Annotated in this window: 12 protein-coding genes and 2 pseudogenes; 9 read left to right on the top strand and 5 right to left on the bottom strand. The window is 70.2% G+C overall.

Annotation, left to right across the window (positions count from 1 at the left end):
* Positions 1-655 precede the first annotated feature (655 nt).
* Positions 656-2,614 (top strand): multicopper oxidase family protein, encoded by a 1,959-nt coding sequence (locus BLU84_RS23295; RefSeq protein WP_083383057.1) that lies wholly within the window; start codon positions 656-658, stop codon positions 2,612-2,614.
* A gap of 39 nt (positions 2,615-2,653) precedes the next feature.
* On the opposite strand, the gene BLU84_RS23290 is transcribed toward BLU84_RS23295, so the two are convergent.
* Positions 2,654-4,762, bottom strand: a complete 2,109-nt coding sequence (locus BLU84_RS23290) for an esterase/lipase family protein (protein WP_074872791.1) — start codon at positions 4,760-4,762, stop codon at positions 2,654-2,656.
* Between the two features lie 161 nt (positions 4,763-4,923).
* Here BLU84_RS23290 and BLU84_RS23285 point away from each other — a divergent pair, with 161 nt between their 5' ends.
* Genes BLU84_RS23285 through BLU84_RS27615 form a run of 3 tightly spaced genes read left to right on the top strand, consistent with a single transcriptional unit; the run spans position 4,924 to position 7,548 of the window.
* The gene (locus tag BLU84_RS23285; protein WP_074872788.1) at positions 4,924-5,286 is read left to right on the top strand and encodes a hypothetical protein; all 363 of its coding nucleotides are present in this window, start codon (positions 4,924-4,926) and stop codon (positions 5,284-5,286) included.
* Between the two features lie 11 nt (positions 5,287-5,297).
* Entirely contained in the window at positions 5,298-6,044 is a 747-nt protein-coding gene (locus BLU84_RS23280) for a hypothetical protein (protein WP_074872785.1), read from the top strand.
* Between the two features lie 46 nt (positions 6,045-6,090).
* Entirely contained in the window at positions 6,091-7,548 is a 1,458-nt protein-coding gene (locus tag BLU84_RS27615; RefSeq protein ID WP_074872783.1) for a hypothetical protein, read from the top strand.
* Between the two features lie 117 nt (positions 7,549-7,665).
* Here BLU84_RS27615 and groL read toward each other — a convergent pair whose 3' ends face one another.
* From groL to BLU84_RS29040, 3 genes and pseudogenes are all read right to left on the bottom strand, one after another.
* Positions 7,666-9,306 (bottom strand): chaperonin GroEL, encoded by a 1,641-nt coding sequence (gene groL / locus BLU84_RS23270; protein WP_074872780.1) that lies wholly within the window; start codon positions 9,304-9,306, stop codon positions 7,666-7,668.
* A 113-nt stretch (positions 9,307-9,419) separates the two neighbouring features.
* Positions 9,420-9,707, bottom strand: coding sequence for a co-chaperone GroES (locus BLU84_RS23265; protein ID WP_057946296.1), 288 nt, complete (start codon positions 9,705-9,707; stop codon positions 9,420-9,422).
* 138 nt (positions 9,708-9,845) lie between these two features.
* A pseudogene (locus BLU84_RS29040) lies at positions 9,846-10,019 on the bottom strand (DUF6053 domain-containing protein); the annotation flags it as partial.
* On the opposite strand from BLU84_RS29040, the pseudogene BLU84_RS28940 reads away from it, so the two are divergent.
* A pseudogene (locus BLU84_RS28940) lies at positions 9,964-10,095 on the top strand (DUF6053 domain-containing protein); the annotation flags it as partial. The pseudogenes BLU84_RS29040 and BLU84_RS28940 overlap by 56 nt on opposite strands.
* On the opposite strand, the gene BLU84_RS23260 reads toward BLU84_RS28940, so the two are convergent.
* On the bottom strand, positions 10,059-10,874 hold the full coding sequence (locus BLU84_RS23260) for an AraC family transcriptional regulator (RefSeq protein ID WP_074872777.1): 816 nt from the start codon (positions 10,872-10,874) through the stop codon (positions 10,059-10,061). The pseudogene BLU84_RS28940 and the gene BLU84_RS23260 overlap by 37 nt on opposite strands.
* A gap of 97 nt (positions 10,875-10,971) precedes the next feature.
* Here BLU84_RS23260 and BLU84_RS23255 point away from each other — a divergent pair, with 97 nt between their 5' ends.
* The 4 genes from BLU84_RS23255 (at position 10,972) to BLU84_RS23240 (ending at position 14,770) form a co-directional block, all read left to right on the top strand.
* On the top strand, positions 10,972-11,226 hold the full coding sequence (locus tag BLU84_RS23255; RefSeq protein WP_074872774.1) for a hypothetical protein: 255 nt from the start codon (positions 10,972-10,974) through the stop codon (positions 11,224-11,226).
* A gap of 221 nt (positions 11,227-11,447) precedes the next feature.
* Positions 11,448-11,819, top strand: coding sequence for a cupin domain-containing protein (locus BLU84_RS23250; RefSeq protein ID WP_074872772.1), 372 nt, complete (start codon positions 11,448-11,450; stop codon positions 11,817-11,819).
* A 484-nt stretch (positions 11,820-12,303) separates the two neighbouring features.
* Positions 12,304-12,714, top strand: coding sequence for a helix-turn-helix transcriptional regulator (locus tag BLU84_RS23245; RefSeq protein WP_074872768.1), 411 nt, complete (start codon positions 12,304-12,306; stop codon positions 12,712-12,714).
* Between the two features lie 340 nt (positions 12,715-13,054).
* Positions 13,055-14,770, top strand: coding sequence for an endonuclease (locus tag BLU84_RS23240; protein ID WP_074872979.1), 1,716 nt, complete (start codon positions 13,055-13,057; stop codon positions 14,768-14,770).
* Positions 14,771-15,143 lie beyond the last annotated feature (373 nt).

The following is a 15,143-nucleotide window of genomic DNA, read 5'->3' as shown; positions in this document are numbered from 1 at the left end:
CCTGAACAGGCGGGGCGCGCCCGATTTGCGCCAAACCGCATTCCACCCGTGCCGCCGGTCGCAGGCGCGATGTGTGCCCGGGCGCGCTGGCCATCGTATCCCTGGGCGTGTTCGGTCACCGCCGTAGCGCCGAGCGGACGTCGCGCGATCACGGCGCACGCCGATCGCAACGACCGCCCGCATGCGGCGCGACGCTGCAATCGCGTTCGCCAAGCCGCGCGCTGCGCCGACGCCCCATCGCGCTTGCGCCATCGCCCTCGATCCCACCGCCGGCCTGGAGATCGACGCGCTCCGCGATCCGAGCTTCGCGCAACTCCGGACCCCGCTCCAGACCCGCGCCGCAGCGCTCGCCGCGTACGCACAACGCCGCAAGCGCTGTCCTCGCGCACAAGCTTTCGCCGTTCATCAAGCGAGCGCGACCGGAGACGGCACGTACTCGGCGCCGTGGCGACGCGCGCAGTGCGATGCGGTTCGCGTTCGACCACGCACCGCCCGCACATTCGCGCGTCGCATGCGCACCGCAGCGGCAGCGCGGCGCCGCAGGGGCAGTAAGCACAGAGCCACCCACCGCCGATCCGGCGCCGCGCCTGAGCGCAGCGCGCGCATCGGCACCACCGTGCCGCGACGGCACGCTTCATGCCAACAGGGGTTCCGCATGAACACTCCCGCTTTCCGTTCCCTCCACGCGCCGCCGCGCGCCGCGCTCGCGCTGTGCCTGGCGCTGGCCCTGCCCGGCGCCGCGCTGGCGCAGGACGCGCCCGCCGCCGCCGCCGAACGCGTCGCCGCACCGCCGGTGCTGGCGCGCATGCTGCGCTCCACCGACGCGGCCGAGACCACCCAGAAGCTGCTCACCACCGCCGGCGCGCGGCCGCTGGACACGCGGGAGGCCAAGCTCGACTTGGTCGTCGGCGTGACCACCTCGAAGATCTGGAACCCGGCCACCTCGCGCTACGACACCGTCGAGCTGCGCTCCTACCAAAGCCCGGGCACCAATCCGGCGATTCCCTTCCTTGCCCCGACCGTGGTCACCGCGCCCGGCGAAACCGTGCGCATCGCGCTCAAGAACGACCTCAAGCCCGAACCCGACTGCGCCCAGCCCAGCATCAACACGCCGCACTGCTTCAACTCCACCAACCTGCATTCGCACGGTCTGTGGGTCAGCCCGACCGGCAACAGCGACAACGTGCTACTGACGCTGCGGCCGGGCGTATCGTTCGAATACGAATACAACCTGCCGGCCGACCATCCCTCCGGCACGTTCTGGTATCACCCGCACCTGCACGGCTCCACCGCGCTGCAAGTCTCCAGCGGCATGGCCGGCGCGCTGATCGTGCGCGGCGAACGCCTGCCCTCGCCGCTGCGCAACGGCGATCTCGACACCCTGCTGCGCGAGGCGTCCAACCAGCCGATACCCGAGCGCCTGGTGATGTTCCAGCAGGTCGCCTACGCCTGCCGCGACGGCGCCGGCAATATCAAGACCGCCCCCGACGGCCGCTGGATCTGCGATCCCAAGGACGTCGGCCGCATCGACAACTACGCCGACCAGTTCGGCTTCGGCACCTGGAAGAAATCCGGCCGCTACACCAGCGTCAACGGCGTGGTGCTGCCGACCTTCACCGGTTTGCAGGCCGGCCGCCTGGAGCGTTGGCGCCTGCTGCACGCCGGCGTGCGCGACACCGTCAACCTGCAATTGCGCGAACTGCGCAGCCGCAGCGCGGTGCCGGCGGGGCTGGCCGGCAAGGCGCTGGAAACCTGGGTCGACAAGAACTGCACCGGCCCGGTGCTGAGCCAGTTCGAAGTCGCCTCCGACGGCCTCACCCACGGGCGCATGATCGAGAAGCGCGAGAACGTGCTGCAGCCGGGTTATCGCAGCGACGTGCTGGTGGCGTTCCCCAAGCCGGGCCGCTATTGCGTGATCGACGCCGCCGCGCCGGCCAGCGCCAGCGTCACCCAGGCCGCCGAGGACCGCCAGTTGCTCGGCTTCGCCGAAGTCACCGGCCTGGGCGAGCAGATCGACACGCGCGCGCTGATCCTGCGCCAGCTCAGCGCCTCGGCCGAGCGCAACATGCCCGCCGACGTGCTTGCGCGCGTGCTCGCCGACCTGCGCGACGACCTCAAGCTCAGCGCGTTCGCGCCGCATCGCGACATCGCCGAGAAGGACGTCGTCGGCACCCAGAAGCTCGAGTTCAACATCACCAAGGCCGACGAGTACCAGATCGACGGCAAGTCCTACGCGCCCAACCAGGCGCGCGACCTGGTGCTGGGCCGCACCGAGGAATGGCACCTGACGTCCCTGGTCGGCGGCCATCCCTTCCACATCCACGTCAATCCGTTCCAGGTCGCGGCGATCTACGACCCCAGCGGCAAGGACGTGAGCGAAACCGGCGAGAAGGACGATCCGCAGTACGCCGGCCTGCGCAATACCTGGAAAGACACCTTGTTCGTCAAACAAGGCTATCGGGTCGTGGTGCGCACCCGCTATGAGCGCTACATCGGCGAATACGTCCTGCACTGCCACATCCTCGATCACGAGGACCGCGGCATGATGCAGAACGTGCGCATGCTGGTGCCCGACGGCAAGGGCGGCGGGATTCTGCCGGGCCACCAGCACTAAGCCGCGCGCTGCGACGGCGCGCCGCCGCGGCGGCGACGCTCAGCGCTTGCCGCGGCTCTCGTAGTTGTCCGCGTCCTCGTGCAGGATCCGCCGCAGTTCGGCGATCGCCTGCGGCGTTTCCTGCACGCTGTGGCCGGACACCACGATCTTTTCCGACACCGCGCCGTCCAGGTGCGCGCTCGGGTACGGCACCACGCCGTCGCTGGATTGCGCCAGCGGCAGCTTGGGATCGCGCTGGGCCACGATCACGTGGTACGGCAGCCCCGGCTCGACGCCGAGGTCGCGGGTGCTGCGCATGAACAGCGAATTCGGGCTGAGATCGTCCGGCCCGGTCGGCGGGCGGCCCTTGCGGAAGCCGATGTGTTCGAGCTCGTCCGCGCTCACGTGGTTGCGCTGGATCAGCTCGGCGGTATCGCGCAGCACGTCGAACGGCAGCCGGATCAGCTTGCGCACCATGCGCAGCGGCCAGCCGTCGGTGACCACCGCGCCGCGCTGCGGCGCGGCCATGAACACCGCGCGGCCGAACTGCGGCATCGGCCGGAACACGGTCAGCTCGCGCACCATCGGGTCGGCGCGCAGCCGTTGCGCGGCGTCGGCCGGCAGGCCCGCCAGCGAGGCGTCGATCACCCGCTCGCCGCTGTCGGCCAGCAGCAAGCGCCCGATCACCCCGCCCATGCTGTGGCCGACCAGCACCGCATCGTGGCTGGCGATGTCGTCGCCCTGCGGGTCGTAGTGGGCGAAGGTGCGCTGCAACGCCGAAGCGATCGCGGCGCGGTTGGAGAGCATGCCCAGGTTGGTCGGATAGAACACCTGCCACAGCTGATAGCGGCGGCGCAGGGTTTCGTCGCCGAGCAGTTCGTTGGCCAGGTTCACCCACGCCTCCGGGCTGCTGGCCAGGCCGTGGATCAGCACGATCACGCGCTTGTTCGGATCGTAGGGCTGATTGAGGTAGATGCGCGGCTGGAACGCGCGCGCCTGCTTGGGCCGCAGCAGGCTCGTCAGGCTCAACCGCGCCAGGTCCGAGCGCGCCAGCCACACGCCGTAGGCGGCCGAGTAGTTCGCCGCCAGCGGTATGCGCCGGCCGGCGATGGTCTCGCTGTCGATGCGGTAGGGGTTGTAGACGTCCATGCGCGCGCCGGTGCTGGCGAGCATGCCGTCGAGGCCGTCGCCGTCGAAACGCAGGGTCGCGGTGACCGGCAGGTAGCGGGTGTCGCGGTAGGGCGCATCGTCGGACGCGTCGCCAGCCACGGCGGTGGCGCCGCGCGAGACCGCGTCGGCCGGGTTCGCCGGCGCGGCGGCGGGATTCGCGGGCTGCGCTTGATCGCTGCCTGTCTCGCTCGCTGTCGAGCTCGCCGTTGCGCCCGCCGCAGCCACAGCGCCGCGGCGCGGGAACACCGCGACCAGCCCGGTGCCGAAGCCGTCGCGCCGGTACACCGCGCGCAGGTTGGCGAAGCCGAGCGTGTCGGAGGCGAGCAAGGCCTCGGGCTGCTGCTGGATTTCGGAGGATTCGTAGCCGTGCAGGGCGACCTCGAGGCTCAAGCCGCCGACCCGCAGCGGTGTCGCCCCGACCTGGCCGGCGCTGGCCTCGAACGCGGCCTGCGCGATCACCTCGACCGCGCGGTTGTAGTACTGCAGCACCTGCTGCTGGCGCGCTTCGAACACGCGCTGTTCGGGCGTGCGCGCGGTCGCGAACAGGTAGGCGTAGGCATAGCGCGCGATGGCGACCGCGGCGCGGGTGCGCGGGTCGTCGTCGGTGGCGGGCGCCGCTGGCGCGGGCGCGGCCGGCGCAGCATGGGCGCCGCCGCGGCGCGAGAACGCGGCGGCTTCGGCCGCCTTGCTCACCGTCGCCGGCAACGCGTTCATGCGCAGCAGCTGCAGTTCGGCCGAGGTCGCCAGCCATTCCTCGGCCGTGGCCAAGGGGCGCAACTGGGCGATGCAGGGATCGGGTTCGCGCGCGCACGCGGCCGGATCCAGGCCGGCGGAGTTCAGCGTCGAGGCCGCGGCGGTGCTCAGGCGCCCGCCGCTGAGCGCGTCGAGGTTGCGCTCGGCGGCGATCTCGCCGAACCCGCGCTCCTTGATCTTGACCACGGCGCAACCGCTGCCGCCCAGCAGCAACAGTCCCGCCAACAAGCCCACTGCAACGCGCATGTCCGATCCACCGGGGGAAATCCGTTGGCATTGTCGAGCGCGCCCGCCCCGCCGTAAACACCGGCGGCGGCGTCCCCTTGCGCGCCTTCACGTTCGGCCCCCTCAGGACATCTTCTTACCGATCCCTCCGCCTTCTTTCTTCGGCGCACGAGGCGCCCGCCATGCACCCGTCCGCAAATCCCGCAGAATCCGGCCCGACCGAACTGTTCGTCCAGCACATCGCCTGCGCCAACAACGCCGCGTTCACCATGCGCTTCGTCGTCCAGCGTCTGGACGGCGAGCGGGTGATCAGCCAAAGCGCGCCGATCGGCACCTTCGCGGCCGGCCAGGTCCGCAGCGTCGACCTGGGCGCGCTGCGCTTCCACGGCCGCACGCTGAAAGTGGGCGACCGCGTGCGCATCCGCGCGCGCGCGATCGGCGGCACCCGCCGCAACGGCCCGTCGGTGGCTTATGCGCCCAACGGCCACACCGCCAGTTTCAGCGTGCGCGGCACCACCTTGAGCTTTTCGATCAACCGCATCTGAGGCATTCGCCCATGGGCGCGTCCCACGCATTGGAAGGCCAGCCCGTCGATTGGCTGCGCGACGGCAGCAGACTGCAGGTGCGCTTCGGCCTCAACCTGGAAGACGCCGACGCGCGCCGCCGCAACCAGGGCGCGCAGGCGCTGATGTTCGCCGACGCGACGCTGCCGCAGGCCGCGCCGGACCGGACGTTTCCGAACGTGGTCGCGGTGACCCGCGGCGCGGCGCTGTCGATCCAGGTGCGCGCGCACTCGTCCTCGCCGCTGGGTTTCGGCTTCCGCATCGCCACCGGCGCCGGGCCGGTGGTGGATCGCCTGTACGCGGTCGACCGTCCCGATCCGCTGGGCTATCGCAGCGCCACCGTGCGCCGGTTCCAGCGCGAGGCGAACCTGATCACCGTCGACCTGATGCGCGAGCGGCTCAGCCATTCGCACGATCTGGCCGCGTTGCAGGCGCTGTGGACCTGCGACATCACCGCCTGGGAGGTGCACCAGTTCCTCGAGCCGATCAGTGCGCGGGTCTTCACCCGGCGCCATCCGCGCTTCGGGCCGACGCCACCCGCCGCGGGCATCGACACCCGGCGCGGCGGCCTGCGCGATGCGGCCGACGGCGCTGCGCCACGGGTCAACGCCGGGGTGATCTGGGCCGACGACAGCGCCGAGCAGGTGTTCGAACGCATCCAGGTGCAGGCCGAAGCCGATCCGGAGCGGGAATTCTTCGGCCGCCTGCGCGTGCATTTTTTCGTCGTCGACCCGGAGTGAGCGGCCGCGCGCCGCAGCTCCCGTACCGCGCCACCGAGGATTCCGCATGCTCGTCACCATCGCCTTCGCCGGCCAGCCCGACCGCGACCTGGTCCTGCGCCTGGAACCGGACATCTCGTTGCAGCGGGTGCGCGAACAACTCGCGGCGCTGGATGCGATGGCGCCGGAGGACCGCTTCAGTTTCCGCAATGCGCGCATGGCCCCGTCGATCGAGGCCGACACCAAGCTCAAGGAAGTGATCGGCGAGGATGCCGTGCTCGCCGTGCGCCCGGCGCCGCCCGAGCCGGAGCCGGAACCCGAGCCCGAGCCGGAGCCCGAACCGGACCCCGAACCCGTGCCGGAGCGGCCACCGCCGCGTCCCGCCGTGCGCCCGGACGCGCCGCGGGCGCAGCCCGGCGAAGCGAGCTGGGGACTGCGCGGCGACGACGAAACGCCCGACTTGCTGGCGCATTTGCAGAGCCAGCTGGCCGGCGCGACCGTGCGCACGCCGGACGATTTCACCGCCTTGCCGCTGGCCACGGTGCAGGCGCTGTTCGCCGCGCGCCGGCTCGACCGCGGCCTGCGCTTCGGCGCCAATCCGGGCGACGCGCTGTTCGGCGCGCGCTCGCCGCGTTCGCCGGTGGTCTATCGGCATCCGCAGCGGCCGCCGCATTCGGGTGGGGTCGCCTTCACCTTGCGCTGGAACATCAGCGCCACCGCCAGCCGGGTGCTGCACGAGCTGCACACGCGCAGCATCCACAACGCCAACGGCGGCGGCGGCGTCAACGGCTTCGGCGTGGCCGCCGATTTCCGCCGCGACCTCGAACGCCTGCGGCGCAACGAAGTCACCACGATCCATCTGACCGACGAGATGATCGTGCCCAAAGTGCTGCTGATGCTGGACCCGGACACCGACCTGGACGTCGCGCCCGAGTTGGTCGAAGCGGTCGAAGACGCGCTGTCCGAGTCCAGCCGGCTCGGCCAGTACAACGCGCTGCACACGCGGGTGTTCGCCGCGTTCGGTTATTTCTTCCCGTGCGAGGCGCTGCTCGGCGGCACCCGCATGCGCACGCTCAGCACGGTCAGCGAAGACCTGCAGGAGCAGCAACAACTGCTGTCGGGGTTCGGCTTCGGCGCCGCCGCCAAGGACGTGCCGACCCGCTTCGGCCCGGCCAGCGGCGACATCGGCTATGCCCGCGGCGACCAGGAACTGCTGAGCCATCGCCAGATCCGCCAATTGCGCAAGCAGAGCATCTACACCATCGGCGGGCATCCGGCGCTGGGCCTGACCGACGAACTGGCGAAGCGGTGGATGGCCGGGCTGGACGCGGTGGAGCAGTGGGCCACCATCGGCCATCGCCGGCTGGTGCCGATCCTGCGCTTCCTGCCGCCGCGCCAGCGCGACCGCTGCGTCAGCGTGATCGAGCAATTCGCCGGTTCCCGCGCCCTGGAGCCGCACACCGTGCTGGACATGGCCGCCTACGTGGCGCCGCTCAACCGCGATCTGCTCGGCAGGATCCTGTGATCCGCTGATCCGCAGCTTTCGCGTGCAGCACGTGCGCGCGACGCGCGACGCGCAGGCGAAAAAAAACCCCGCCTCGCGGCGGGGTTTTTTCGGTTCGCGCGAGCGCGAACGGCCGGATCAGAAGTCCATGCCGCCCATGCCGCCCATGCCGCCGCCGCCCGGCATCGCCGGCTCGTCCTTCTTCGGCAGCTCGGCGACCATGGCTTCGGTCGTGATCATCAGACCGGCGATGGAAGCCGCGTTCTGCAGCGCGGTGCGGGTGACCTTGGTCGGATCCAGGATGCCGGCCTCGATCATGTCGACGTACTCGCCGGTGGCGGCGTTGTAGCCGTAGGCGCCCTTGCCTTCGATGACCTTGTTGAGGATGACCGACGGCTCTTCGCCGGCGTTGGTCACGATCTCGCGCAGCGGCGCTTCCATCGCGCGCAGGGCGATGGCGATGCCGTGGTTCTGGTCTTCGTTGATGCCCTTCAGGCCGGCGATCGCGGCCTTGGCGCGGATCAGCGCGACGCCGCCGCCCGGGACGATGCCCTCTTCCACGGCAGCGCGGGTGGCGTGCAGCGCGTCTTCGACGCGGGCCTTCTTTTCCTTCATCTCGACTTCGGTCGCAGCGCCGACCTTGATCACCGCAACGCCGCCGGCCAGCTTGGCCACGCGCTCCTGCAGCTTCTCGCGGTCGTAGTCCGACGAGGTCTCTTCGATCTGCGCCTTGATCTGCTTGATGCGCGCTTCGATGCCCGAGCTCTCGCCGGCGCCGTCGATGATCGTGGTGTTTTCCTTCGAGACCTGGATCTTCTTGGCGCGGCCCAGATCCTTGATGGTGGCCTTCTCGAGCTGCAGGCCGACTTCCTCGGAGATCACGGTGCCGCCGGTCAGCACGGCCATGTCTTCCAGCATCGCCTTGCGACGGTCGCCGAAGCCCGGAGCCTTGACGGCGCAGACCTTGACGATGCCGCGGATGGTGTTGACCACCAGGGTCGCCAGCGCTTCGCCTTCGACTTCCTCGGCGACGATCAGCAGCGGCTTGCCGGCCTTGGCGACGCCTTCCAGCACCGGCAGCAGGTCGCGCACGTTGGAGATCTTCTTGTCGTGCAGCAGGATGAACGGATCGTCCAGCTCGGCCTGCATCGACTGCTGGTTGTTGATGAAGTACGGCGACAGGTAGCCGCGGTCGAACTGCATGCCCTCGACGACGTCGAGTTCGTTCTCCAGGCCCGAGCCGTCTTCGACGGTGATCACGCCTTCCTTGCCGACCTTGTCCATCGCCTGAGCGATCAGGTCGCCGATGTTGTGGTCCGAGTTGGCCGAGATCGCGCCGACCTGGGCGATTTCCTTCGAGGTCGAGGACGGCTTGGACAGCTTCTTCAGCTCGACCACGGCCTCGGTCACGGCCTTGTCGATGCCGCGCTTGAGGTCCATCGGGTTCATGCCGGCGGCGACCGCCTTCATGCCTTCGCGGATCAGCGCCTGGGCCAGCACGGTCGCGGTGGTGGTGCCGTCGCCGGCGTTGTCGGAGGTCTTGGACGCGACTTCCTTCACCATCTGCGCGCCCATGTTTTCGAACTTGTCGGCCAGCTCGATTTCCTTGGCGACGGACACGCCGTCCTTGGTGATCGTCGGCGCGCCGAAGCTCTTCTCGAGCACGACGTTGCGGCCCTTCGGACCGAGGGTGGCCTTGACGGCGTTGGCGAGCACGTTGACGCCGCGCACCATCTTGGCGCGAGCGTCTTCACCGAAACGAATTTCTTTGGCAGCCATTGTTGCGAACTCCGGAAATAAAGAATGGGGTATGGAAAACGGGAAGAGCGGGGATCGGCGAGCGGGGCGTCAGCGCAAGCGCTCTACGCTTCCCGATTCGCCGGCGCCGGCTCTCAGCCCACGATCGCCAGGACGTCGTCTTCGCGCAGGACCTTGTATTCGATGCCGTCCTGCTTGTAGCTGCTGCCCGCGTACTGGCCGTAGATGACCTTGTCGCCGACCTTCAGCTGCGGCGCGCGCACGCTGCCGTTGTCCAGCGCCTTGCCCGGACCGACGGCGACGACTTCGCCCTTGGTCGACTTTTCCTTCGCGGCGTCCGGGATGATGATCCCGCCGGCGGAGACTTCGTCGGCTTCGATGGGCTTGACGACAACGCGGTCGTGGAGCGGCTTGAGATTCATGGCGACCTCTGTAAGTAATTGAATTGGCGGATAAAGAACGGGAATTTTAGCAGTCGGACCCGGCGAGTGCCAATGCCGGGGACGAAAGCGCCCGACTGAGCCGGGACCTGATCGGAGATAGGGCGCCCCGGACGGCTTTCAAGGGGGCCGGGGCAATCCTGCGCCGGATCGGTGACAGGCGTCGGCGCGGGGCCTGGTTGTGGCCGGGCCTCCAGGCCTAGTGGGAGGGCCTGCGGACGTTGCGGGAGGGCCTTCAGGCCCGAGGCCTTTCGGTCGGTTCGCCGCGATCGGGCCGGAAGGCCTGAGGCCTGAAGGCCCTCCTACAAGAGCCGCCCGCCCCCCTCGCCGACCTCAGTCCGTCGCACCGTCCTGCGGCCCGCGCAGGTAGCGGCTCGGCGCCGCGCCGAGGTGGCGGCGGAACATCGCCGTGAACGCGCTGACGCTGTCGTAGCCCAAAGCCAGCGCCACCGTCGTCACCGCCTCCCCGGCCGCCAGCCGCTCCAGCGCCTGCAGCAGGCGCGCGCGCTGGCGCCATTGCAGCAGGCTGTAGCCGGTCTCGCGGGCGAAGCGGCGGCTCAGGCTGCGCTCGGACAGGTGCGCCCAGTCGGCCCAGGCGGCCAGGCCGCGGTCGTCCTGCGGCGCGTCGGCCAGGGCGCGGGCGATGCGCAGCAGGCGCGGGTCCTGCGGCAGCGGCAGGCCCAGGCGGTCGGGGCGGCGGTCGTCGGCGCAGGCCAGGGCGATCTCGTCCAGCAGCACCCGCGCCAGCCGCGCCTGCGCCGGGTCCAGCGCCTTGCCCGCCGGCCAGCCGGCCGCGCGCGCCACCGCCTCGCGCAGCAACGGCGACACCGTCAGCGCGCAGGGCTGGGCCGGCAGCGCCGCGCAGTCGGCTTCGGCCACGTAGACGCTCCAGCCGCTGAAGCCGGCGCCGTGCGAGCGCAGCGAATGCGGCTGGTGCGGCGGCACCCACACCGCGTCGCTGGCCGGCACCAGCCAGCGGCCGCGGCCGGTGCCGACGCTGAGCAGGCCGCGGTAGGCGCCGAACAGTTGGCCGCGCGCGTGGGCGTGCTCGGGCGTGTCGCGCACGCCGGGCGCGCGCAGGCTCACGGCGAGGACGAACGGCGCATCGGCGGCGTCCAGGCGGGCGCGCGCCAGCAAAGGGTCGGACATTGGCCGCAACGCGATAGCGGATGGCCGCGGCAACGTAGCAGAGCCGGCGCGCGCGGCCCAGCATGGCATTCACCTCAACCGCCACAGGAACCGCCGCATGCGCGCCCAGGACGTTCTTCCCGATCACCGCAACGAAGTCCGCATCGGCGAGGTCGTCGCCCGCAAGGGCTCGGTCGCCGCGTTCCTGGCCAACGCGCGCGTGCTCGCCGACCCGGCCGCGCCGGCGCCGGCGCGCGCGCAGGCCGAACGCGACACCCGCGAACTGCTGCCGGCGCTGCGCGCGCTGGGCCTGTTCGAGGTGATGGAGCTGCGCGATCCGCAGCTGCGCGCCTGGCTCGACGCGCAGCCATAACCGCCCCTGCAGGAAGCGACTGTAGGAGCGACGCAAGTCGCGACCGCGCCACCGCACACACCGGCGCCGCGCTTCCCGTGCGCGCGAACATCCGGACCTTCGATCGGTTGCGCCGGCGCATGCAGCGGCGCGGTCGCGACTCGCGTCGCTCCTACAGGGGGCGGGCGCGATTGCGTCGCGGCCGTGGTATTACATCGCCTCAGCCGCCGCCAGGAATCGCCATGTCCGTCGCCTCCCCCGCCCGCATCGCCGCTGCGCTGGCCGAACTGTGGTCGCCGCGCGTCGTCGCCGAAGTCGACGATGCCTACGTCAAGGTCGCGCGCGTGCACGGCACCCTGGCCTGGCACGCGCACGCCGACGAGGACGAGTTGTTCTATGTGCTCAAGGGCCGGCTGCGCATCGAGATGGAAGCGCGCACGGTCGAACTCGGCGAAGGCGAGCTGTTCGTCGTGCCCAAGGGCGTGCGCCACAATCCGGTCGCCGACGAGGAATGCCACCTGCTGCTGATCGAACGCAAGAGCACCCAGCACACCGGCGATGAAGTCACCGACAAGACCCGCTCGCTCGCCGAGCAGTTGCGGCCGCTGGAGTGAGGGACGTTCGCGACGCGCAACGCACGCATCGTGCCTGACGCTGCGAGCGTTCGCGCCGGCCTTCGCAAGCGGCGCGGCGTTTGGGCTTGAGGCCTTTCGCCGCTAGCGACGACCGCACAAAACAAACGCACAAAAGAAAAGAGCGCGTCCCGTGGAACGCGCTCTTTGGTGCGGAGATGGCCGTCCTACGCATGGCGCTATCCCGCGCCCTTTCCCCCGAACCGACGTCGTGTCGTTAGCCGACGTCCGTATCAGCGTGGAGCCATCTTCCGAACTCCCTTTTACACTTGCTACTCGCCGATTCGCCCATCCAGGCTACTTCCGGTCGCTCGAACACTTGTTCGATCCGGCAAGCTGTTGCAATCATTGGATCGCTTCCGTCGCGACGACAGCGAAAGCGCACAGGCTCCGGCGTCTATCGCTCACCTGGCGAGGATTGGTAGCACATGGCAAAAACCCCTGGAATTTATGAGCAGGAGGTCACATGACGCCACAGCAGCGCATCCGCCTGGCGCGCCGCCACGCCGGCCTGTCGCAGGCCGCGCTCGGCGCCGCGGTCGGGGTCCAGCGCAGTGCGGTCGGGCACTGGGAATCGACCCAGGGCAAGTCGCCCAACGTCGCCCACCTGCGCGAAGTCGCGCTCGCCACCGGCGTGCAGTTCGAGTGGCTGGCCACCGGCCGCGGGCGCATGAACCTGTCGCAGGACACGGCGATGGATTCGGTCGCCGCCGCCGACGCGCTGTTGGTCGACGACTCGCTGGAGCTGCGCCTGATCGCCGCGTTCCGCGAAGCGCCGGCGCGGGCGCGGGTGCCGCTGGTGGAAATCGCCGAGCAACTGGCGCAGTCGCGCACCGGCCGCAGCCGCGCGCTGGGCAAGGCCCGCGGCGGCGCGTGACCGCCGGCGCGCGCGGGCCGTGCCCGCGGTCGCAGGCCGATTCGCCATTGCGCGACCCGGGTCGCGTTTTTCCCGTCCGGCCCTGGCCGCCGGTCGCGGGCGGTGTCACAAAGGCCCTCTAGACTCGAACGCGCGTCCTGGGGAGGGCGCGTCTTCCCCCGCCGATGCGCCGCCGCGTTCCGCACGCGGCCGCCCGGCGCCATCCACAAGGAGCCGTTTGATGCGCAAGTCAGTTTCTGGCTGTTCCCTCGCTGTGTCCGTGCGCGCCGTATCCGTGCGTAATGTTTTCGCGCGCCGCGCCGGCGTTCTCTCGCTGGCGATCGCCGCGCTGTTGCCGTCGATGGCGTCGGCGGCGGTGTTCGTCAACGAATTCCATTACGACGACGCGACCTCTTCCGGCGACGTCGGCGAGCGCATCGAGGTCGTGGCCACCGCCGGCGAAACCCTCAGCGACTACCGCATCGTGCTGTACAACGGCGCCACCCCGTCGGCGGCGGTGCAATACGACAGCGACCCGGTCCCGGCCGGCAGCCTGGTGACCTGCGGCGGCACGGTGCGCATCGCCACCGTGAGCTACCCCACCAACGGCCTGCAGAACGGCCCGAACGACGGCTTCGCCCTGGTCGACGGCGCCGGCAACGTGGTCCAGTTCCTCAGCTACGAAGGCCAGATCACCGCCAGCGGCGGCGCCGCCTCGGGCAAGACCAGCGTCAACCTGCCGGTGTCCGAATCCGGCTCGACCGCCGCCGGCACCTCGCTGCAGCTGTCGGGTAGCGGCAGCCAGTATTCGAACTTCAGCTGGCAGAACTCCGCCGCCCAGACCTTCGGCGCCTGCAACAACGGCCAGACCTTCAGCGGCGCGCCGGCCAACACGCCGCCGAGCGTGGCCTCGACCGTGCCCGCCGCCGGCGCCACCACCTTCCCCGCCGCCGGCGACCTGTCGGTCGTCTTCAGCGAAGCGGTGAACCTCGCCGCCGGCGCGCTGACCCTGCAATGCGCGACCTCCGGCGCGGTGACCCTGTCCTACCCGGCCAGCGGCACCAACGTCACCGCGTCCACCGGCACCGCGCTGCACGCCGGCGAGGCCTGCACCTTCACCGTGGTGGCGAGCAAGGTGACCGACAGCGGCGGCCTCGCGCCGGCCGCCAACACCGTGGTCAACTTCAGCGTCGCCGGCGGTGGCGGCGGCACGCCGACGGGCTACTACAGCCACGTCAACACCTCCAGCGCCAGCCAGTTGCGCTGCTCGCTGCACGAGACGATCAAGGGCCACACGGTCTATCCGTACAGCGGCGGCACCACCAACACCTGGAGCATCCTGGAGATCGCCGACGAGGATCCCAACAACTCCGGCCGCATCCTCGACGCCTACCGCAACCGCAGCTTCGTCAAGGTCACCGACCGCGCCGGCAGCGGCAGCGGCCTGAAGTACAACCGCGAGCACACCTGGCCGAACTCGCTGGGCTTCGGCACCGCCACCGGCAACAAGGGCCTGCCGAACGCGCCGTACACCGACACCCACATGCTGTACCTGACCGACTCGGCCTACAACGCCGACCGCGGCAACAAGCCCTACGCCAACTGCTCGCTGAGCGGCGGCTGCGGCGAGCGCGTCACCGAAGCCAACGGCGGCTACGGCGGCGGCAGCGGCGCGTACCCGGGCAATTCGAACTGGTTCAAGACGCCCGACGGCAACGCCGGTTCGTTCGAGGTGTGGGGCCATCGCAAGGGCGACATGGCGCGCGCGGTGATGTACATGGCGATCCGCTACGAAGGCGGCAACGACGCCAACACCGGGCAGGGCGAGCCGGACCTGGAGCTCACCGACGACCGCAGCAAGATCGTCATCACCTCGTCCTCGCCGGCCTACATGGGCCTGCTCAGCACCCTGCTGCAGTGGCACCAGGCCGACCCGCCGGACGCGGCGGAGAAGGCGCGCAACGAGGTGATCTTCAGCTTCCAGGGCAACCGCAACCCGTTCATCGACCATCCGGAGTGGGCGACCTCGTCGCTGTTCACCTCGGCCAAGCCGGCGAACTGCCAGTTGATTCCCTGATCGGTTGGTGCGGTTTGCGGGGCGATTGATGGTGAGTCGATCGCGGACCGGTTGATCGCAAATCGATGTTGAACACGAACGCCCGCGCGATGCGGGCGTTCGTTTTTTGTGGGGCGGTTTCGCGCAGCCGCTTTCGTCTTTGCGAACTCAGGGATCCAGATTTAAATCGCAGCCGGCGGGCGCATGGCCGGCCAGTTTTCGCCCCACCCACCTTCAGCAAGTCGCTGTTGCTGTGGCTCTTCGCTCCCCCGGCCGCCCCGAACTCGCCACAGGCAAACAGAGACCCGGAGGGCGGCGCGCAGGACGCGCGCCGTGCGCCACCCAGGCCATGGATGGCCTGTGTGGCGCATCCCGGCGCAAGCTCCGACCCCTA

Source organism: Lysobacter enzymogenes (assembly GCF_900106525.1).
Taxonomy (GTDB): domain Bacteria; phylum Pseudomonadota; class Gammaproteobacteria; order Xanthomonadales; family Xanthomonadaceae; genus Lysobacter; species Lysobacter enzymogenes.
This window is presented reverse-complemented; position numbering and strand designations above follow the sequence as displayed.

What these genes read in the sequence shown, in the direction of transcription:
- BLU84_RS23285 (WP_074872788.1), top strand. Translation starts at nt 4,924, where the DNA reads ATGCACCCGTCCGCAAATCCCGCAGAATCCGGCCCGACCGAACTGTTC.
- BLU84_RS23250 (WP_074872772.1), top strand. Translation starts at nt 11,448, where the DNA reads ATGTCCGTCGCCTCCCCCGCCCGCATCGCCGCTGCGCTGGCCGAACTG.
- BLU84_RS23290 (WP_074872791.1), bottom strand. Translation starts at nt 4,762, where the DNA reads ATGCGCGTTGCAGTGGGCTTGTTGGCGGGACTGTTGCTGCTGGGCGGC.
- BLU84_RS23255 (WP_074872774.1), top strand. Translation starts at nt 10,972, where the DNA reads ATGCGCGCCCAGGACGTTCTTCCCGATCACCGCAACGAAGTCCGCATC.
- BLU84_RS23295 (WP_083383057.1), top strand. Translation starts at nt 656, where the DNA reads ATGAACACTCCCGCTTTCCGTTCCCTCCACGCGCCGCCGCGCGCCGCG.
- BLU84_RS23240 (WP_074872979.1), top strand. Translation starts at nt 13,055, where the DNA reads ATGGCGTCGGCGGCGGTGTTCGTCAACGAATTCCATTACGACGACGCG.
- BLU84_RS23260 (WP_074872777.1), bottom strand. Translation starts at nt 10,874, where the DNA reads ATGTCCGACCCTTTGCTGGCGCGCGCCCGCCTGGACGCCGCCGATGCG.
- BLU84_RS23280 (WP_074872785.1), top strand. Translation starts at nt 5,298, where the DNA reads ATGGGCGCGTCCCACGCATTGGAAGGCCAGCCCGTCGATTGGCTGCGC.
- BLU84_RS23245 (WP_074872768.1), top strand. Translation starts at nt 12,304, where the DNA reads ATGACGCCACAGCAGCGCATCCGCCTGGCGCGCCGCCACGCCGGCCTG.
- BLU84_RS23265 (WP_057946296.1), bottom strand. Translation starts at nt 9,707, where the DNA reads ATGAATCTCAAGCCGCTCCACGACCGCGTTGTCGTCAAGCCCATCGAA.
- groL (WP_074872780.1), bottom strand. Translation starts at nt 9,306, where the DNA reads ATGGCTGCCAAAGAAATTCGTTTCGGTGAAGACGCTCGCGCCAAGATG.
- BLU84_RS27615 (WP_074872783.1), top strand. Translation starts at nt 6,091, where the DNA reads ATGCTCGTCACCATCGCCTTCGCCGGCCAGCCCGACCGCGACCTGGTC.